This is a genomic window from Actinoplanes sp. CA-015351 (assembly GCF_050955685.1).
GTDB lineage: Bacteria > Actinomycetota > Actinomycetes > Mycobacteriales > Micromonosporaceae > Actinoplanes.
Genome location: NZ_CP192102.1, coordinates 1295277 through 1314845, shown reverse-complemented (window position 1 = coordinate 1314845; position 19569 = coordinate 1295277). Strand labels below are relative to the sequence as shown.

The window sequence follows — 19569 nt, the reverse complement described above, 5'->3', positions numbered from 1 at the left end:
CAATGTCTGCGCGAATCCGTCAATTCTGTGCCAACAGGTCGCCAACGTACCGTGCCACTGCACGAACAGTAGCGATGGTGCCCGGGTAGTCCATGCGGGTGGGCCCCAAAACACCGAGCCCACCAACGATCGTCGCACCTGGTCCGTAACCGCTGCTCACCACGGATGCCGACCGGAGGTTGTCGATCTCGTTCTCGTCGCCGATCCGGACCCGGGTGGTGCTCGGTTCCAGGTCACCGATCAGTTTCAGCAGGATGACCTCCTCCTCGAGGGCTTCGAGGACGGGGCGCAGCGTGCCCTGGAAGTCCAGCACACCACCGCGGGTCAAATTGGCGGTACCGGCAAGGGCGAGGCGCTCCTCACTGCGCTCGACGAGCGTCTCGAGCAGCACCGAGGCGAGACACGCCATCGCGGGACGCCGCTCCGGAGCCGACTCGTCGACGAGTTTCTGCACCAGGAGCGGGGTGTCGGCGAGTTTCTGACCGACCAGTTTCTCGTTCACCCGGCGGCGCAGCTCCCAGACGTCGTCGGCAGCGATCGGCCCCGGCATCTCGACGAGGCGCTGCTCGACACGGCCGGTGTCGGCGATCATCACGAGGGTGAGCCGGGTCGTGGAGATCGGCACCAGCTCCAGATGGCGGACCGAGGAGCGGGAAAGGCTCGGGTATTGCACCACGGCGACCTGGCGGGTCAGCTGGGCGAGGAGCCGGACCGTGCGGTGCACGACGTCGTCGAGGTCGACGACACCGACCATGAAGCGCTCGATGGCGCGGCGCTCGGCGGGGGTCAGCGGCTTGATCCGGGTGAGCCGGTCGACGAAGAGGCGGTAACCCGCGTCGGTGGGCACCCGGCCGGCACTGGTGTGCGGCTGCCGGATGTAACCCTCCTCCTCCAGGACGGCCATGTCGTTGCGCACGGTCGCCGGGGAGACGCCCAGCTGGTGACGCTCGACCAGAGCTTTGCTGCCGACCGGCTCGTGCGTCTCGACGTAGTCCTGGACTATCGCCCGGAGAACCTCGAGTTTGCGGTCATCGAGACTCATATGACCCCTCCCCCTGTTGGCACTCGCTTTGGCACTCCCGAAGACAGAGTGCCAGTCTACGTCGCCAGGGGCGGCAACGCGATGATCGAAAGTACGTAGCGTTCTCAGATCTTGGGCGGCGGGGCGGGCACGACCCGGTGGATTACCAGCCTTAGCGTGGAGATATGACCGAGCCTCCTCGCCCTCCTGAGGGAAATGATCCCTATAACGACCCTTATGCCCAGACCCCACCCCCTGGGTATCAGCCGCCGCCCCCTCCCGGTTACGGCCCGCCGCAGGGATATCCGCCGCCGCAGGGTTACGGGTACGGCGGATATCAGCAGCCTCCGGGCGCCGGCGAGGACCGCACCTGGATCGTGCTGACCCACTTCATCAGCGCACTTGTCGCCTTCCTGAGCAGCGGCACGCTCGGCTGGGTCATGCCGCTCATCACACTGCTCTCGCAGGGCGCGCGCTCGCCGCAGGTCCGCGCCGAGGCCGTGCAGGCGCTGAACTTCCAGATCCTCTGGTCGGTTCTGACGATCGTCGGATACATCCTGATCTGCGTGTTCATCGGCTGGCTGGTCGTCCTGGCCACCTGGCTGATCGCCTGGATCGTGCCGCTGATCGCGGGCATCAAGGCGACCAACGGGCAGCCGTTCCGTTACCCGCTGAACGTCTCGATCATCAAATAACGTCCCTGATCACGGCGTCGGCGAGCAGCCGGCCCCGCAGCGTCAGCACCAGCTGTCCCCGGTCGTAAGCGCCCTTGTCGAGCAGTCCACCGGCAAGGGCGCGTGCTGCCGCGTCCTTGTTGAGACCTCGCAGCGAGATGCCCTCCCGCAGACGAACGCGGAGCATCACGTCCTCCACGTGCCGGTCCTCGTCGGTGAGAACCTCGCGGGCCAGGCCAGGCGACTCGCCGGCGGCGAGCCTTTTCGCGTACGCGGACGGATGCTTGACGTTCCACCACCGCACCCCACCGACGTGGCTGTGCGCGCCCGGACCCAGGCCCCACCAGTCGGCACCGGTCCAATAGAGCAGGTTGTGGCGGCACTCTCCGCCCTTTTTCGCCCAGTTGGACACTTCGTACCACTCGAAGCCGGCACTGGTCAGCGCCTGCTCGGCCGCCAGGTAGCGGTCCGCGGCGACGTCGTCCTCCGGGAACGGCAGCTCACCCCGGCGCATCCGGGTCGCCATCCGCGTGCCGTCCTCGACGATCAGGGCGTACGCGCTCACGTGGTCGACCCCGGCGTCGACGACCGCGTCCAGCGACCGGGCGAAGTCGTCCGGGCTCTCCCCCGGCGTTCCGTAGATCAGGTCGAGGTTGACGTGCTCGAACCCGGCGTCACGGGCTTCGAGGGCGGCTTGTGGTGCCCGGCCGGCGGTGTGTTTGCGGTCGAGGACGCGCAGAACGTTCTCCGCGGCGGACTGCATGCCCAGTGAGATGCGGGTGAAGCCGGCATTACGCAGTGTTTTTAAATACGAAATATCGACAGATTCCGGATTTGCCTCGGTGGTCACCTCAGCATTGGCCGCCAACCCCCAGGTCTTGTCGATCCCCTCCAGGATCCGGGCCAGATCGTCCGCCGGGAGCAGCGTCGGTGTGCCACCGCCGACGAAGACCGTGTCCACCTTCTTGCCGGGCTCGATCACCCGCGCGGCCAGCGCCAGTTCTTGCAGAACGGTGGAGGCGTACTCGTCGCGGCTCGCACCGCCACCCAGCTCACTGGCCGTGTACGTGTTGAAGTCGCAGTACCCGCAACGGCTGGCACAGAACGGAACATGGACGTAGACGGCGAACCCGTTCTCACCCACGTGCCGGGTCGCTTCCTCAGGAAGCGAGCCATCAGTGGGTACGGGTTCACCATCGGGGAGTGCGCCTGCCATCCGTCAAGCGTAGTTATCGTTCCGGACATGGATCCGGTCCGCACCCTGACTCTGGACAACCCTGCCAGCCGCAACGCGCTCTCCACCGCAGTGCTGCGCGGAATGCTCGACGATCTGGCCTCGGCCGCCGCCGATCCGGCGTGCCGGGTGATCGTCCTCTCACACACCGGCCCGGTCTTCTGCTCGGGCGTCGACCTGAAGGAGACCGCCGCGGCCGCGCCCGGCGACAAACTTCCCGCCGAACTGCTCGCCGACGTGCTCGCCGTGCTCTGGGAGTTTCCCAAGCCGGTGGTCGCGCGGATCGCCGGTCCCGCTCGCGCCGGCGGCCTCGGCCTGATCGGCGCGGCCGACATCGCGGTCTGCGACCGCTCCGCCACGTTCTCCTTCACCGAGGTACGCCTCGGCGTGATCCCCGCGGTGATCAGCGCCACCGTCCTGCCCCGGCTGTCGCCCCGCGCCGCCGCCGAGCTCTTCCTGACCGGCGACGTCTTCGACGGGACGCGAGCCGCGGAGATCGGCCTGGTCACTGCCGCGGTCGCCGCCGAGGATCTGGACGAAGCCGTGGCCGGCTTCTGCGCGTCGCTCATTCGCGGCGGTCCACTCGCGCTTGCCGGCACAAAACAACTTCTCCGGCGTACGCGTAACGAGTCGATCCGCACCGAACTGGCAGATCTGGCACACCGGTCCGCCGGATACTTCAAGTCCGCGGAAGGACGTGAGGGTGTCGCCGCGGCACGGGAGAAACGGGATCCGTCCTGGTCCGTCGCCATGTAGTCACGCCGAGCCACGGGCGCTCGTTGGTTAGGCTTGGCGGCCGGCGACAGCTTGGAGGTGGGCGTGCGCAAGAAATCGATCATGGGCGGCATCGCCCTGCTGGCCCTCCTCGGTGCGCTCGGCGTCTTCGTGGTTCTGCGCTCGGTGGTGACCAGCATCAAGCTGCCGCAGCTGGGCCCGGAGTGCACGGTCAGCGCCGACGGCCAGGTGACCCTCGACTCCGTGCAGATGGCGAACGCCGCGACGATCACCGCGGTCGGTGTCCGGCGCGGCCTGCCCGAGCAGGCCGTGGTGATCGCGCTCGCCACCGCGTTCCAGGAGTCGAAACTGGAGAACCTCGACGACGGCGACCGGGACTCGGTCGGGCTCTTCCAGCAGCGACCCAGCCAGGGCTGGGGCACGTTCGAGCAGATCAAGGACCCTCGGTACGCGGCCGGCAAGTTCTACTCCGCCCTGAAGAAGGTCAAGGGCTGGCAGGAGATGCGGGTCACCGACGCGGCACAGAAGGTGCAGCGCTCGGCGTACCCGGAGGCGTACGAGAAGTGGTCCGACGAGTCGCGGGTGCTCGCCGCCGCGCTGACCGGCCGGGCCACCGGCGCCGTCGAGTGCCGTTACACCGGCACTCCGGCGGTCCGGGGCGCCGAGGCGGCCACCGCCCTGCTCGCCAGCCTCAAGCTGGACTGGGGCAAGAAACTGCCGAACAAGGCGACCGCCAGCGACCCGGCCGGCCTGACCGTCTCGGTCTCCAGCCCGGACACCGGCTGGCGGTACGCACACTGGCTGGTCTCGCACGCCGCGGTGAGCGGCCTCGAACGGGTACGTTTCGCCGACCTGGAGTGGCACGCGCCGGACGGTAAATGGCAGCCGGTAACCAGCGGTGCCGGTGGAAACACCGCACAGGTGGTGGCTGAGGTGTTCCGGTGACCGGACGTAACTCTCGATCTGCCGCATTCCGGGTTGCGCTGCGTATACATCGACATGGACAGTCCGCAACCGCCCTGGTACTAAGTAGAGCGTGCTGAGGGCGATCGAGTGGATCCTGCTGGGAGCGGGAAGCGTCGTCGCCATCCTGTACGGCGTGCGACGTCACCGACCGGCCCGCAAGGCCCCGTGGCTGCTGCTCGCCGCTGCGGTCGCGACGCTCAGTGCCGGTGACGTTCTCTACGCCTACCGGCGGATGGACCTCGCCGAAGTCTGCTACCTCGCGATGTTCGCCCTGGTCGTGGTCTGCCTGCTCCAGTTCACCCGGGACGGCTCGCTGCTCGCCGACCGCGCCCGGCTGATCGACCTGGTGGCGTTCTCCTGCTCGACGCTGCTCGTCGTCTGGGTCTTCGTGATCGGATCGGCCGGGCAGATGGGTGCGGTCAACGCCGCCGACGTGATCGGCGACCTGCTCCTGGCGGGCGTGGCGGTCCGGCTGGTCCTGGCCGACCGCCGCAACGTCGCCGCGATCCTGCTGCTCGCCGGTGGGCTCGGCATGCTCGCCGGGGACATCTTCTATCCGCTGACCAAGGGATCGTTCGCCGCCGAGACGACGTATGTGGCCCTCTATCTCTGCTGGGGGATGTCCGCACTGCACCCGTCGATGGTCCGGCTCACCGAGCCGCGCCCGCCGGAACCCACCCCGTGGCGGATCCACTGGACCGTGCTGCTCGCCGCGTCGGCCGCCACTCCCCCGGCGGTGCTGCTCATCGAGGCGCTCAACAACGACGTGCGCGACGGGGTGGTGATCGCCGTCACCGGAGCGGTCACGCTGCTTCTCACGATCACCCGCCTGGCCGACGCGATCCGTCAGCACAGTGCCGCGTTGAATCGGGAACGCGGTCTGCGTACCGCCAACACGGCGCTTGTCGCGGCGGCTGATCAGCCTGCGGTGGACGCGGCTGTGCGTACCGCGATCATCGGGCTGCTTCCGCCGGGCTCGGTCAGCCGGGTCCTGCTCGCCACCGACGACGGCGCCCTCGCCGCCGAGTCGCTGCCGCCCGCACCCGCTGGATCAGGTTCCCGCAGCTGGTGGGCGCCGGCCGACGACCCGGACGAGTGCGTTCTGATCTGCCCGCTGCGGCTGGAACCCCTCGCGGTGGCCCGGCCGAGCGGCGGCGCGCTCATCCTGACCGGCCGCAAGGAGGCACTCACCGCGGGCCGGGACGCGCTCGAAGTGCTGGCCGGCGAGGCCGCTCTCGCTCTCGACCGGATCACCCTGGTCGAGGCGGTCGGCCGGCGCGACAGCGACCTCTACCTGCGCGCTGTGATCCGCAACACCGCCGAGATCATGGCGGTGATCGATTCCGATCACCGCATCCGTTACGCCAGCCCGGAACTCCGCCGCCTGCTCGGCGGCGACGAGCTGCCACCGCTCATCGCCTTCGACGATCTGGTCCACCCCGACGACCAGGCGATGGTACGAGTGAGGCTGCGCGCACAGGGTGACGGCAAAGTTTTCTGCGCGCTGCGCCGCAAGGACGACACGCAGGCCTTCGTCGAGATGACGTACCGGGATCTGCGTGACGACCGGCTCGTGCAGGGTCTCGTGGTGACCATGCGGGACATCACCGACCGGCACGATCCCGGCGAGCGGGTGCCGTACCAGGATGCTGGCGAGATGCCCGCCCAGGTGAACCGGCGGAGTGCCCAGCACAAGTTCCGTTTCTGATTCTTCCCTCGAACGGCCGAATGCCGGACCCCGGGTGTGGGGTCCGGCATTCAAGCCTTTGGGTGTTGCTGGTGGTGCTGTGCCTTATCGGGTCAGGCGACGACGGCCACCGACACCGGCGACCAGCGCGACACCGATGGCGGCGAGGACGACCTGGAAGAAGAACTCGATCCAGTCGAAACCGGCGGTGTCAGCAACACCGGTGGCGCGGGCGATCACGGTGCCGAGCAGCGCTGCGACAACACCGACGACCAGCGTGAGCCAGAGCGGAATGTTCTGCTTGCCGGGGACCACGAGACGGCCCAGCGCGCCGATGATCAGACCGACGATCAGGGCGGTGATGATTCCGGTAACAGTCATTGGTTCCTCCTCGGGGGGTGGAGCATTTGTTGCGTCCGTCGAGCCCCAGAGTTCCCGACCCCCCGAGAAACCAAACCGCTTTTATTTTTTCGTTGATCCCTTGGTGTCCGCGCCCTCGGATGTGGACAGCGCGGCGATGAAGGCTTCCTGCGGAACCTCCACCCGGCCGACCATCTTCATGCGCTTCTTGCCTTCCTTCTGCTTCTCCAGCAGCTTGCGCTTCCGGCTGATGTCACCGCCGTAGCACTTCGCCAGCACGTCCTTGCGGATCGCGCGGATCGTCTCGCGGGCGATGATCCGGCTGCCGATGGCGGCCTGGATCGGCACCTCGAACTGCTGCCTCGGGATCAGTTTCTGCAGCTTGGCGGCGATCGACGTGCCGTACGCGTAGGCCTTGTCCTTGTGCACGATCGCGCTGAACGCGTCCACCGGCTCACCGTGCAGCAGGATGTCCACCTTGACCAGATCGGCCGTCTGTTCGCCGGAGGGCTCGTAGTCCAGGGACGCGTACCCCTTGGTCTTGCTCTTCAGCTGATCGAAGAAGTCGAAGATGATCTCCGCGAGGGGCAGGGTGTACCGGAGTTCCACTCGTTCGGTGGACAGGTACTCCATGCCGAGCATGATGCCGCGGCGGCTCTGGCACAGCTCCATGACGGCGCCGACGTACTCGTTCGGCACCAGGACGGTGGCACGCACCACCGGCTCGTGGATCTCAGCGATCTTGCCGGCCGGGAACTCGCTCGGGTTCGTCACCGTCTTGAGTTCGGTGTCCTCGGTCATCACCTGGTAGACCACGTTCGGCGCGGTCGAGATCAGGTCGAGGCCGAACTCCCGCTCCAGGCGCTCGCCGATGATCTCCAGGTGCAGCAGGCCCAGGTATCCGACACGGAAGCCGAAACCGAGTGCCGCCGAGGTCTCCGGCTCGTAGGTGAGCGCCGCGTCGTTCAGCTGGAGCTTGTCGAGCGCGTCGCGCAGCGCCGGGTAATCCGAGCCGTCGATCGGGTAGAGGCCCGAGTAGACCATCGGCTTCGGGTCCTTGTAACCGCCGAGGGCGTCCTTCGCCGGCCGGAGGTTGCGGGTGACGGTGTCACCGACCCGGGACTGTCGGACGTCCTTCACGCCGGTGATCAGGTAGCCGACCTCGCCGACGCCGAGCGCCTGGGCCTTCTCCATCTCGGGCGAGACGACACCGATCTCCAGCAGCTCGTGCACCGCTCCGGTGGACATCATCTTGATCTTGTCGCGGGCCTCGATCCGGCCGTCGATCACACGCACGTAGGTGACCACGCCGCGATAGACGTCGTAGACCGAGTCGAAGATCATCGCGCGGGCCGGTGCGTCAGCGTCGCCGACCGGGGGCGCGAGTTCCCGGACCACCACGTCGAGCAGGTGATCGACGCCGACACCGGTCTTACCCGAGACACGCAGCACGTCCGCCGGGTCGCAGCCGATCAGCTTGGCGAGTTCCTCGCCGTACTTCTCCGGCTGCGCCGCCGGCAGGTCGATCTTGTTGAGCACCGGGATGATGCGGAGGTCGTTCTCCATCGCCAGGTACAGGTTGGCGAGGGTCTGCGCCTCGATCCCCTGTGCGGCGTCGACAAGCAGGATCGCGCCCTCACAGGCGGCGAGGCTGCGGGACACCTCATAGGTGAAGTCGACGTGCCCAGGGGTGTCGATCATGTTGAGGACGGCGGTCTCGCCCTTGCGGTCGCCCTCCCGGACGGTCCAGGGCATCCGCACGGCCTGCGACTTGATGGTGATGCCGCGTTCGCGCTCGATGTCCATCCGGTCCAGGTACTGAGCGCGCATCTGGCGTGGGTCGACCACCCCGGTGATCTGCAGCATCCGGTCGGCCAGGGTCGACTTGCCGTGGTCGATGTGAGCGATGATGCAGAAGTTGCGGATGCGGCCGGGATCGGTCGATCCGATCACGTTCACGCCGGGGTCGAGCGGTCCAGGCACGGTCTTCCGTTCTTGTCGCGGTGAGGGTCACGCGTTCTTGTCGCGGTGTGGGTCATGCCGAGGAACAGAGTCGGCGCCCCTATCGTCCCACGTCCGCGAGGAGCGGTCGGAGCACACCCGATCGAGCGCCCGGCTCGTCCCGGTCAGATCTTTTCTACGAGCGCCCGACTTGATCTTTTCTTCGAGCGCCCGGCTTGATCTTTCTTCGCGGCCCGGCTTGATCTTTTCCTCGCGGGCCTGGCTTGGCCGGGTCAGATCTTTTCGAGGGCGGCGTGCGGCGACGGCGGCAGCTCGACCGTGACCAGATCGCCTGGCCGGACCGGGCCGCCTCGCAGCACCACCGCCATGACGCCCGCCTTACGAACCACGTCGCCCCGCTCGTCCTGCCCGATGACCTCCTTGAGCAGGCCGGGCCGGAACCCGTTGATCTGCGCGCACGGGTTACGCAACCCGGCCAGGACGATCGCGGGCCGGGCATCCTCACCGCCGTCCGCATCACGGCGGACGGCCTCAGCGACAGCGTCGGCAGCCCGCGCGGTGGCCGGGTCGAGCGTCGCTGCCTCGGCGGCGGCGAGAACCAGGCCGACGGGGTTCTCATCGGTTTCCCCGGCTTTGGTTCCGCCTTCGACCGATTCCTTGGTTCCGCCTTCGACCGATTCCTTGGCTCCGCCTTCGACCGATTTCCCGAAGCGCAGGATCGTTCCTCGCGGCAGGCCAAGCAGGTCCAGGCCGCTGGTGGTCACGTTCTCCCCCAGCCCACCGGCCGGAACCTCGTAACCTTTCCCCGCCACCTCCTCGAAAAGCTCCGCGTGGATCAGGTGGACCTGTCGCAGGTTCGGCTGCGTCGGGTCAAGTGCCACCCGGCCGCGGTGCCGCACGTTCACCCCGGCGTGGATGTCACCCTCCACGCCGAAGCCGGCGACCAGCACGATCTCATCCCGGTTCGGCTTGGTGAAGGTGTAGGCGTCGTTACGGCTGACGGCGGCGACAGTCCCATGCTCAGCGCTCATGCCATCGAGTCTGCCGAACCCGGCAACCGTTTTAAGCCCCGATCCAACGGCCCGTCAGCCCGGGCTCATCAGCCGGAGGGCTCCTCAGTCCGGCGGCCCTGAGCCTGGCCGCTCGTCAGTGCGGCCGCTCGTCAGTCTGGCGGCTCGTCAGTCTGGCGGCTCGTCAGTCTGGCGGCTCGTCAGTCTGGCGGCTCGTCAGTCTGGCGGCTCTAGGAACAACTCGGACAGCCTGGGCAGGCGGCGGCGCATCTCGTCCTCGTTGTCGAAGTCCCACAGGTCGTTGACCTCCGGGCGGATGCGGGGCCGCTCCTCGTCGGCGGCCAGCGGCTTGCCTGTCGCTTGCTCATAGGCCCGGGCGGCGATGGTCAGCACCTCCTCAGCCTCGAAGACAGCGCCGCTCTCCGCGGCGGCACGCACCGCAGGCATGCCGGCCAGCACGTCAGGCGACTGGACCGAGGCGGCGACCGCCTTACGCCCGTGCGCGACGAGCCAGCCCCGGAAATTGTCGAAGCCCTCCTCGGTGCACCCGCCGTTGATCAGGTAGGCGGCGGCCCAGAGGTCCTCCTTGCCGGAGGCGACGAGCACCTTGTCGAGGTGGCGGCCCCAGGCGACGATCTCCTCGGGGTCGTGCGTGGCCAGGTCGGCGACGGCCCGCTCAGCCACATCGGCCGGTGAGGCGGGCCGCTCCGCGGTGGCGCGGTCGACGACCGCCCAGAAATCGTCGGTTCTCATACCTGGATCCTCGCAGCCCGGTATGACAATCCACAGATGGAGATCCGGCCGGTCACGCTTCCTGACGTACCGTACGACGCTACTTCCGTACGCCCTGAATGGCGTGACCTGCCGCGGAGAGTGCGTGAAGCGATCAGCCTGCGCCTCGGCTCGCCGGTTGTCGCCGCGCGAAGCGCAGGCGGCGGATTCACCCGGGCGTTCGCCGCGGTCCTCACCACCGAGGCCGGCAGCAGCACGTTCGTGAAGGCGGCGCCGCTGCGCGAACCGACGTCCGAGTGGTACGCCAGGGAGGCGGCCATCACCCACGCCTTGCCGGATTCGGTCAGGGCCGCCCGGCCGCGCTGGACCCTGGCCGAGTCCGGCTGGTACGCCCTGGCCCTGGACGCGATCAACGGCCGGATCCCATCACTGCCGTGGAGCAGGCCCCACGTGGAAGCCGCCCTGGAAGCGTGGTCCACAGCCGCCGCGGCCCTGTCCACACCGCCACCCGCACTGAACGGACTCCCGCATCTCCCGGAGATCCTGCGCACCGAGATGTCCTGGTGGTCGCTGATCGAATCCGGTCACGAGCGGATGCCATCAACCGCCAGCGGAACGATCGCCCCCTCCCGGCTGCGCGAGCTGGCCGCCCTCGAACGCGCCCTCCCGGCCCTGGCCGCGGGCACCGGCATGTGCCACGGCGACCTGCGCGTCGACAACGTCATGATCGACAAATCCGGCGCGGCCTGGCTCTGCGACTGGACCTGGCCCTGCCTCGGCGCACCCTGGTACGACACGGTCACGCTGCTGGTCAGCGCGTACGCAAGTGGTTTGGACGTGGACGCGTACCTTCGCCCCTGGAACCCGCCCCCGGGCGGCGTGGACGGCGCTCTGGCCGCGCTCGCCGGGTACTGGCTGGTGCGCGCCGCCGACGGCCCCAGCAGCGCCTCGCCGCACAGCCGCCAGCACCAGCGTTTCAGCGGCACTCAAGCCCTGGCCTGGCTGGCCGAACGCCGTGGCTGGCCATCACCGTGATCAGAGCCTGTTTCCGGAGCTTGTTTCCGGAGCTTGTTTCCGGAGCTTGTTTCCGGAGCTTGTTTCGGAGCTTGTTTCCGGAGCTTGTTTCGGAGCTTGTTTCCGGAGCTTGTTTCGGAGCCGTTTTGGCGGCTCGCAGGGGTGCTGGTAGTCTCGAACCTCGCGTGTGGTGACACGGTGTTGTCAGCTGCCAACAGCAGTCGACAGAGGTGGACCACCGCGTGAGACCGTTTCCGAACCTAGTCAGGACAAGGCTGTCGCGTGGCGAACATCAAGTCCCAGATCAAGCGCAACCGGCAGAACGAGAAGGCCCGTCTGCGCAACAAGTCGGTCAAGTCTTCGCTGAAGACCGTGATCCGCAAGCTGCACGAGGCGAGTGACTCGGGCAACACCGAGTCGGCCACCGCGCTGCTGCGTGCCGCTTCGCGTCAGCTCGACAAGGCTGTCAGCAAGGGCGTCATCCACAAGAACCAGGCGGCCAACCGCAAGTCGGCCATCGCTAAGAAGATCGCCTCGCTGTCCGCCTGATCCTCTCGTTCCGGATCAGGTCACGGCCGCACGGAAGCGGCCAGTGACAACGCCCACTTGGCGGTGGGCAAGCTTTGCGAAGCCGGTCACCCTTCAAGGGTGACCGGCTTTCGCCATGCCCGGGTACGCCCAAAGCCACCCGCCTCCAGCCAGTCCGACCCACCTCCAGCAGCCCCGAATCCAGTCAATGCCTCCGCCTCCAGATGCGGAGAGCTTTCGCGGACGGCGTCCGAGCCATCGCCGCTCGATGATGCCCACCACGGGTCCTGCCTGCCGATCTCGCATCAAGCCGACATCGCGGGAGTCAACAAGATCGACGATGGCTTTCCGATCTTGTGAACTTCCCCGCACCCGCTTCGGGAAAGTCGCCAAGATCGGAAGCGGAAGGCACGTAAAGACGTGCGGCTGCCGAGCGCCGGCTGAACTCCGATCGCAATAGGCCTCCAGTCGAACCCCCCACGCACCCTCGATCCAGGCAGCACCTCCACCTCCCAATCCAGTCAAACCCTCCCGCGCCCTCCCAATACAGTCGAACCCTCCCGCGCCCTCCCGATCCAGGCGGCACCTCCACCTCCCGATCCAGTCAAACCCTCCCGCGCCCTCCCAAGGCCGAGGCCGGGGCTGCAGGCGAGGCCGCGGCGGTGAACACACACATAAGTGACCCATCCGCGTGCGCCCATCGCTGCCGGGCAGATGTTCGCGTGCGGCAATCGCTGCCCTCCTGGGCAGCCAGTCGAGGTGCTGGAGCTGCGTAATCCGACACCGAGCAGGGACACGGCCGCACGCTACGTCGCGATTGGCTGGACGGGGTCGCACGCAATGACTCTGTGCGGCTTCATCAACTCCAGGGCCGGGATGGGAGCTCACACATGCACTAGGTGAGACCTCATCACCGCTGGTGGCCCCCTTCTGTGTGCTCGCGTCCCGGCAGACCGCCCGCAGCGTCCCCGGAGCACGGATCTGCAGGCCGGTGCACTCGTTCCGCCGAATCGTCACAAGCGGTGAGGGCCAGGCGGGATGCTGCCCGCAACCAGGCTCGATCTTGGAGACCTATGGGTGCTCCGACCCCCGCCGGTCTCCACAAAGCCACCACATTCCACCATCGTGGTGACAACGCGTCATCCGGGGACCTCGCGATACACCCCAAGACGACCACCCACACCGGCGGCCACGGGGAAGTTGTGAGTTCGCGGTCGACGGGACGACTGAACCGCACAAGATCTGCGGCAACGCCTCGCAGCGAGCGCTGCCACCCCGCCCGAACCCGAACCGGCCCGCCGCATGACGAAACTCAAGCGACCCGAACTCGCCAAGATCTGCACGGGGCCGACGCGGACGGCACCGCGGACAGGAACCGCGCGAACGAGCCCGCCAGGTAATCGAAGCCCCACCCAAGCCAACCCAACGCGCAAGCCAACCCCAACGCGTAAGCCAACCCGCCGCGCCAGCCAACCTGCCGCCGTGTAGGCCTACCCAGCGCGTAAGGCAGCCCGCCGCCTACGCGGCTCTGGGGTGCACGCGAGCCCGGGACCTTGCCGGTCGCCGGGCTCGTGTGGTGCTGTCGGCTGCTTACCCGTAGCGACGGACCACCGCTTACCCGTAGCGACGGACCACCGCTTACCGGTAGCGACGGACCACCGCTTACTCGTAGCGGCGGGCTGCGGCCTGGCGGGCCATCTGCTGCCTGACGTCGAGTTGGTCTGCCCACTGTCGCCGCGCCGGGGCGCCAACGGCGGGTACGCCCGGACGGGACTGGTCGTCGGCGTGCACGTAGTTCGCCGCCGGGCCGTAGCCGTTCTGGCCTGCCGGGCATCCGGGCTCGCCGTAACCGTCGCCCGCATTCGCACCGGCATAGCCGAACCCGCCCGGCACCTGCCCGAACCCGCTCGGCGTCTGCCCCAACCCGCCCGACGCCTGCCCCAACCCGCCGGGCACCTGCCCGAACCCGCCCGGCACCTGATCAAAGCCACCCGCGCTCTGCCGGAGACCACCCTGAACCGGCCCGAAGCCACCCGACGCCTGCCCGGCGCCGAAGAGGCCGAACACCGCGCCGCCGCCCTGGACATGACCGGGCTGGCCGGAGCCCGCGAAGCCGTAACCGCGCTGCTCCGCGCCGGCGATCTCATAACCAGCCTGATCCGCACCCACCGAGCCATAGCCAGCCTGATCCGCACCCACCGAGCCGTAGTCAGCCTGGTCCGCACCCACCGATCCGTAACCCGGCTGCGCGGGGCCGTAGCCGCTGAAAATCGATGCGGGCTGTTCGTGGTCGGCCGGGCTGAACTGCCTTGAGTTCTGCTCGGAGCCCGGGAAACCGAACAGCGCGCCAGCCTGCTCGGAGCCGCTGGACGCGAAGCCGAAGCCCGGGCCGGTCATCCGCGGCTCCACGGCCGGCGCGGCCCCGGTGATCTGGGTCTGCGCCTGATTGAAAGCGGCCCCGGTGATCTGGGTCTGCGCCTGGCTGAAAGCGGCCCCGGTGATCTGGGTCTGCGCCTGGCTGAAAGCGGAGTCGTCGGGCCCGAAACTGGAGTCCGGCATGGCGGCTGAGCGCAGCACCGAAGCGCGGACCGGTGTCGGGTCGGCCACCATGTGCTGGTGGGTCAGCGCTCCGGCGATCAGGTCGTTGAACTTGACCATCAGCGCCACGGTGATCGGCAGCACCAGGACGCCCCACCAGCTGACCAGCTCGGCGAGGGCCAGCAGGATGCCGAGCACCACCGCGCCTTCCAGGAAGACGAAGCAGAGCAGGCCACTCGGGGCGAGGTGGCGCAGGCGCAGCGTCCTCGCGTACAGAGGCTGGTTGGCGATTTCCGCCCGCCTTGATCGAACCGTCCTGGTCACCGAGCACCACCGTTCCGCCGGGCCGCCGCCACTGCGAAGACCGCTTGCTCTAGCGCGTAACCGCGGTCTTCCGCGCCGCCCTTGACCGCCGCGTTGCAATCCGCGGCGGCACGCATGGCGTCGATCAGACCGTCGGGGGTCCAGCCGCGGCTGCGCTCCTGCGCCCGCTGGATCTTCCACGCCGGCATGCCCAATGTGCTCGCCAGCTGGTAGGGGTTGCCGCGACCGGCCGAGGCCACCCGCGCCACGGTCCGCACGCCGTCGGCGAGAGCGTCCGCGATCGGCACCGGGTCGACGCCGACGTGCAGCGCCCAGCGCAATGCTTCGAGCGCGCCGGGCAGATCACCGACCATCGCGGCGTCGGCCACCGTGAAGCCGCTGACCTCGGCGCGGCCCTTGTAGTAACGCGCCACCACCGCTTCGCTGATCTTGCCGTCGGTGTCGGCGAGCAGCTGGGAGCAGGCCGCGGCGATCTCGCGCAGGTCGTTGCCGACCGCGGCGAGCAGCGCGGACGCGGCCGCCTCGTCACACCGGGCGCCGTTGCCGCGGAACTCGTCCCGGACGAAGGCGATCCGCTCGCGGTCACCTTTCAGCTTTGCCGCGGGCACCACCTCGGCACCGGCGGCCCGCAGACCGTCGGCGAACGCCTTGCCCTTGGCACCGCCCACGTGGGCGACGATCAAGGTCACGTCCGGGTCGGGGTTCCTCGCGTACGCAAGAAGGGCTGTTGTCAGATCTTTGCGCGCGTCTTGTCCGCTTTTGATCACAAGCACCCGGCGGCCTCCGAAGAGTGACGGGCTCAGCATCTCGGCGACCTCGCCGGCGGCCAGAGCTCCCGCTTCATATTCCCGGACGTCGGCGCCGGGGTCGGCGGCTCGGGCAGCGTCAACCGCCGCGGCGATGGCGCGGGCGGCGAGCAGCTCCTCATCACCGTGGACGAGCAGCAAAGCGGAATTCACGCTCAACATCGTCGCACGCGCCACCGACAAGTCAGCGCGGCTCACTCCTTCGCGCATCAACGCCGATCACCGAACGCGAAACCAGACATATCGGCAGTCAAAGATGAATCGCCGCCCGTACAGTCGGCTGCCCAGGCCGAATCGGCCCATGACTCTTCCGTGGTGTTTCGTCCGTTATTGAGCACTATCATCCGTGATGTCCGCGAAAATGCATCCCCGCGCCGGGCGTGTCGTCATGCGTACCCGATCTGATGATCACGCGGGAGGGTCGCCGCGCGCGGCGACCGCCAACCCGCCGGGCGCGGCCACCGCGGCGACGTCACCCATTTCATCGGTACGCAGAACGCGCGCACCGTCCCGGACCAGCAGACTCAGCAGCGGCCCGTTCGGGTGCCCGTAATCGTTGTCCCGCCCCGCCGAGACCAGCGCCACCGCCGGATCCACCGCGTCCAGCAGTTCGACCGACTGCAGGGCGCTGCCGTGGTGGGCGACCTTGAGCACGTCCGCGCGCAGACCGGCCGGGCCGAACCGGCTCACCAGATCGTCCTGCTGCTCGGTCTCCGCGTCGCCGAGCAGCAGCACGCTGCGCCCACTGACCACGGCCCGCAGGATCAGCGAGTTGTTGTTCGGGTCGGAGTTGGTGCCGCGCAACGGCGCGGCGGGGCCGAGCACGTCGAGACGCAGCTCGCCGATCGTCCAGGTCCAGCCCGGCCCGGCCGCACGCAGCGCCACACCGGCCTGGCCGGCCGCCGACTCCACGGCGGACCGGCCGGCGGCGGGTTCCGGCCAGTCCGGGCCGATCACCGCGTTCACCCGGCGGTCGCGGAACACCCCGCTCACCCCGCCGATGTGGTCGGCGTGGAAATGGCTGACCGCGAGCAGCACGACCTCGCGTACGCCGAGCCGTCGCAGGCACCTGTCGACCGCGTCCGGTTCCGGCCCGGCGTCGACGACCACCGCCCGGCCGGCGCCCGCCGGGAGCACCACGGCGTCACCCTGCCCGACCGCGCACGCCACGACCAGCCATTGCGGTGGCGGCCAGCCGGAGGCGAGCAGGCGTACCGGAAGGGCTCCTAGCATCGCGCCCAGCGCGACGATCGCGGCGAGCCTGCGGACAACGGCCTTGCGGGCCGCGACCAGGAACGCCACCGTGACCACCGCGAGCAGCAGGCCACCGGTGGCGCCGCCGGGCCAGGGCAGGGCACCCGACGGCACCCGGGCGCCGTTGTGTGCCACGAGCACGAGCCAGGCGGTCGGCCAGTGCCCGATCCAGGCGAGGAACTCGGCGCCGGCCGGCCAGAACGGTGAGATCACCGCTGCCGCGACCCCGGCGAGCGTGGCCGGGGCGATGGCCGGCACCGCCAGGAGGTTGGCGGGTACCGAGATGAGGCTGATCGTCCCGGACAGCGCGGTGACCACCGGGCCGCACGCCACCTGCGCGGCGGCCGGCACCGCGAGGGCCTCGGCGACACCGGCCGGGCAGCCGCGCCGCCGCAGGCCGTCCCGCCACACCGGCGCGAGCAGGAGCAGACCCGCGGTGGCCAGCACGGAGAGGGCGAAACCGGCGTCGGCGGCGAGTTCCGGGTCGGTGGCGAGCAGGACAGCGGCCGCCGCCGCGAGCGCGGGCACGGCAGCCCGCTGCCGTCCGGACGCGAGCGCCAGAAGACCGATCGCGCCCATCGCGCCGGCCCGGACCACACTCGGCGACGGCCGGGCCAGCAGCACGAAACCGACAAGTGCGACGGCGCACACGGCCGCGCAGAGAAGCGGCCCGGCTCGGGTACGGCGCACCAGAAAGAGCACAACGCCGATCAGAATCGCGACGTTCGTACCGGACACAGCGGTCAAATGCGTCATTCCGGTAGTCCGGAAGTCCTCCTCCAACGCCGGATCCAACCGGCTCGTGTCACCGACGACCAGGCCGGGTAGCAGGCCGCCGGGTTTGTCCGGCAACGGCTCGCAGGCCCGCTGAAGCCCGGCCCGCAGCACGCCGGCACCCCGCTGCGCCCACGACGACCTGCCCTGCGGCACCGGCGGCTTGCGCGCGGAGATCACGGCCGCCCGCAGGTCACCGGGCCGCGGCGGCATCAGCCGTCCGACAGTGATCACCCGCTGCCCCGGAAGCAGCCCCCGCCAGCCCGGATCGGAGCCGAGAACCAGCGCGCGTGCGGCCAGGCGGACAGGCGCGGCCTCGACGGCCTTGACGGTACGGAGTTCGACCGCCACCAGATACGTCGGCGGCCCAGCACCGCCCGGCAACAGCCGCGGATCGTCCCGGACGACGAGTTCCACTTCCACGGGTTCGCCGGACTCCAGGAGCGCGACGAGAGCGGGCGCCTCACGCACCGACAGCCGGGCAGCAGTGGAGACCGCCCCGCACCCCGTCCCCAGCACCACCGCCACCGCGATCCACCGCACCGCCCGGAGCCGTGAGCGGAGCAGCAACAGGACGCCGGAAGCGATCAGGCCGGCCGCGCCGAGGAGGAGGCCCTGCCGGGCCGGCAGGTGCAGCGCGGCCAGCGAGGCGAGCCAGATGCCGAGGGTGAACCCGGCCAGGCGCAGATCCGGCATCCGGCGCTCAGCGGTAGGAGTCATCCGACCGTGACCAGTTCTTTGAGCTGTTCGTAGCGGGCGTCGCCGATCCCGTCGACCTTGCGCAGGTCGGCTACCGATGTGAAGCCGCCCTGTGCATCCCGGGCGTCGAGGATTCGCTGTGCCAGCACCGGACCGACTCCGGGCAGTGCGTCGAGGTCACCGAGATCGGCGGTGTTGAGGTTCAGCGGGCCGCCGGATCCGCTGGGCGGATGGACGCCGGGAACCGTGACCGTCCCCGGTGGCGGCGTCACGCCCACCATGATCAGTTCACCGTCGGTGACCTTGCGGGCCAGGTTGAGAGCGGCCACGTCGACGCCGGGTTCCGCCCCACCGGCCCCGGCGATGGCGTCCGCGACCCTGGCTCCGGGCGGCAACCGGACGAGGCCCGGTTTGCGTACCTTGCCACCGACAGCGACCACCACCTCCGCGGCCGCCCCGCTGCCGGCGGCCACCGAGCCGGTCCCCGGCTGCGCCGGCTCCACCCCGGCCTCAGGCGGTGACGACGCGAACGCGGGTGGGACCGGGATGTCGACATCGTCCACGCGCGGCCGGGAACGCCAGGCCAGAAACCCCGCGACCAGCACCACCACGACGGCGACGGCCGCAAGAGCGCGCACACCCGGCCGCCCCGGGTCGAAGGCCTGCGCCCAGGACCGTTTCTCCCCACCGAACGCACCGGCCCCGCTCAACCGCTCCTCGCCACGCGGAGGCTCCGGCGCCTCCCGCAGGTCCTCCCAGGCATAGGCGGCCAGGTCAGGCCCGGCCGCCTCGGATTCCGGCCAGGAGGGCGATCCGGGCATCGCCCGCGGGAGAGGATCTGGAGCAGGCTGGGGACCGGCTCGATAGAGGGAATCGGACGACGGTTCGGGCGCCGGCCGTCGCAGCGGACCATCCCAGGGATAGCCGCCCGGCTCAGCCCGGGGTGAGGCCGCACCCGGTGGGGTTGACCAGGCTGTTCCGGAGGGAAAGCTTGGCGAGCCGGTTGCGTGCCCGTCGCCGCCCGGGGCCGGCTCGCCACCGGGAGGCGGTTGCCCGAAAGGGGGTTCGAGATCCTCCTCCGCCCAGCCGGGAATGATGTCCGACCAGCTCAGCGGCCCGCTCGCTGCGGGTACGCGCGCCGGGGACGGTCGCAGGACGGCCCGGAGCCGCGCCTCGACGACTTCACCGCTATTCTTCGCCTCTCGCACGGCCCGAAACCTAGGAAGTTCGCGACCTGTCCGCCCGCACCCC

The 19569-nt window shown here is 69.3% G+C and carries 15 protein-coding genes and 1 pseudogene; 6 read left to right on the top strand and 10 right to left on the bottom strand.

Features of this window, described 5'->3' with window-relative positions:
- Positions 1 to 19 precede the first annotated feature (19 nt).
- Positions 20 to 1042 (bottom strand): heat-inducible transcriptional repressor HrcA, encoded by a 1023-nt coding sequence (gene hrcA, locus ACQP2E_RS06045; RefSeq protein ID WP_433828869.1) that lies wholly within the window; start codon positions 1040 to 1042, stop codon positions 20 to 22.
- A gap of 164 nt (positions 1043 to 1206) precedes the next feature.
- On the opposite strand from hrcA, the gene ACQP2E_RS06040 reads away from it, so the two are divergent.
- On the top strand, positions 1207 to 1716 hold the full coding sequence (locus tag ACQP2E_RS06040; RefSeq protein WP_433828868.1) for a DUF4870 domain-containing protein: 510 nt from the start codon (positions 1207 to 1209) through the stop codon (positions 1714 to 1716).
- Here ACQP2E_RS06040 and hemW read toward each other — a convergent pair.
- The gene (gene hemW / locus ACQP2E_RS06035; RefSeq protein ID WP_433828867.1) at positions 1709 to 2911 is read right to left on the bottom strand and encodes a radical SAM family heme chaperone HemW; all 1203 of its coding nucleotides are present in this window, start codon (positions 2909 to 2911) and stop codon (positions 1709 to 1711) included. The genes ACQP2E_RS06040 and hemW overlap by 8 nt on opposite strands.
- Before the next feature lie 27 nt (positions 2912 to 2938).
- Between hemW and ACQP2E_RS06030 the strand changes: the two genes are divergently transcribed.
- The 3 genes from ACQP2E_RS06030 to ACQP2E_RS06020 all read left to right on the top strand — a co-directional run bounded on the left by ACQP2E_RS06030 (position 2939) and on the right by ACQP2E_RS06020 (position 6338).
- Entirely contained in the window at positions 2939 to 3685 is a 747-nt protein-coding gene (locus tag ACQP2E_RS06030; protein ID WP_433828866.1) for an enoyl-CoA hydratase-related protein, read from the top strand.
- A 57-nt stretch (positions 3686 to 3742) separates the two neighbouring features.
- Positions 3743 to 4609, top strand: a complete 867-nt coding sequence (locus ACQP2E_RS06025) for a hypothetical protein (protein WP_433828865.1) — start codon at positions 3743 to 3745, stop codon at positions 4607 to 4609.
- Positions 4610 to 4700: 91 nt separating this feature from the next.
- Positions 4701 to 6338 carry a PAS domain S-box protein gene (locus ACQP2E_RS06020; protein WP_433828864.1) on the top strand — a complete coding sequence of 546 codons (1638 nt, stop codon included), beginning with the start codon at positions 4701 to 4703 and terminating at the stop codon, positions 6336 to 6338.
- An 84-nt stretch (positions 6339 to 6422) separates the two neighbouring features.
- On the opposite strand, the gene ACQP2E_RS06015 is transcribed toward ACQP2E_RS06020, so the two are convergent.
- The 4 genes from ACQP2E_RS06015 to ACQP2E_RS06000 form a co-directional block, all read right to left on the bottom strand.
- The gene (locus ACQP2E_RS06015; RefSeq protein ID WP_111649104.1) at positions 6423 to 6698 is read right to left on the bottom strand and encodes a GlsB/YeaQ/YmgE family stress response membrane protein; all 276 of its coding nucleotides are present in this window, start codon (positions 6696 to 6698) and stop codon (positions 6423 to 6425) included.
- Between the two features lie 81 nt (positions 6699 to 6779).
- Complete coding sequence (gene lepA, locus ACQP2E_RS06010) at positions 6780 to 8660, bottom strand: translation elongation factor 4 (protein ID WP_433828863.1); 1881 nt, start codon at positions 8658 to 8660, stop codon at positions 6780 to 6782.
- Between the two features lie 251 nt (positions 8661 to 8911).
- Positions 8912 to 9670 carry an MOSC domain-containing protein gene (locus ACQP2E_RS06005; protein ID WP_433828862.1) on the bottom strand — a complete coding sequence of 253 codons (759 nt, stop codon included), beginning with the start codon at positions 9668 to 9670 and terminating at the stop codon, positions 8912 to 8914.
- A 195-nt stretch (positions 9671 to 9865) separates the two neighbouring features.
- Complete coding sequence (locus tag ACQP2E_RS06000) at positions 9866 to 10402, bottom strand: DUF4240 domain-containing protein (RefSeq protein WP_433828861.1); 537 nt, start codon at positions 10400 to 10402, stop codon at positions 9866 to 9868.
- Positions 10403 to 10438: 36 nt separating this feature from the next.
- On the opposite strand from ACQP2E_RS06000, the gene ACQP2E_RS05995 reads away from it, so the two are divergent.
- The gene (locus tag ACQP2E_RS05995; RefSeq protein ID WP_433828860.1) at positions 10439 to 11416 is read left to right on the top strand and encodes a phosphotransferase family protein; all 978 of its coding nucleotides are present in this window, start codon (positions 10439 to 10441) and stop codon (positions 11414 to 11416) included.
- A 261-nt stretch (positions 11417 to 11677) separates the two neighbouring features.
- The gene (gene rpsT, locus ACQP2E_RS05990) at positions 11678 to 11944 is read left to right on the top strand and encodes a 30S ribosomal protein S20 (RefSeq protein WP_111649109.1); all 267 of its coding nucleotides are present in this window, start codon (positions 11678 to 11680) and stop codon (positions 11942 to 11944) included.
- A gap of 2609 nt (positions 11945 to 14553) precedes the next feature.
- Here the strand turns inward: rpsT and ACQP2E_RS05985 are convergent.
- The 4 genes and pseudogenes from ACQP2E_RS05985 to ACQP2E_RS05970 form a co-directional block, all read right to left on the bottom strand.
- Positions 14554 to 14785 (bottom strand): annotated as a pseudogene (locus ACQP2E_RS05985) (hypothetical protein); the annotation flags it as partial.
- Entirely contained in the window at positions 14782 to 15753 is a 972-nt protein-coding gene (gene holA / locus ACQP2E_RS05980) for a DNA polymerase III subunit delta (protein WP_433828859.1), read from the bottom strand. The pseudogene ACQP2E_RS05985 and the gene holA, both read right to left, overlap by 4 nt.
- A gap of 246 nt (positions 15754 to 15999) precedes the next feature.
- Positions 16000 to 18339 (bottom strand): ComEC/Rec2 family competence protein, encoded by a 2340-nt coding sequence (locus ACQP2E_RS05975; protein ID WP_433828858.1) that lies wholly within the window; start codon positions 18337 to 18339, stop codon positions 16000 to 16002.
- Positions 18336 to 19139 carry a ComEA family DNA-binding protein gene (locus tag ACQP2E_RS05970; RefSeq protein WP_433828857.1) on the bottom strand — a complete coding sequence of 268 codons (804 nt, stop codon included), beginning with the start codon at positions 19137 to 19139 and terminating at the stop codon, positions 18336 to 18338. Before ACQP2E_RS05970 ends, ACQP2E_RS05975 begins: the two co-directional genes overlap by 4 nt.
- Between the last annotated feature and the right edge of the window lie 430 nt (positions 19140 to 19569).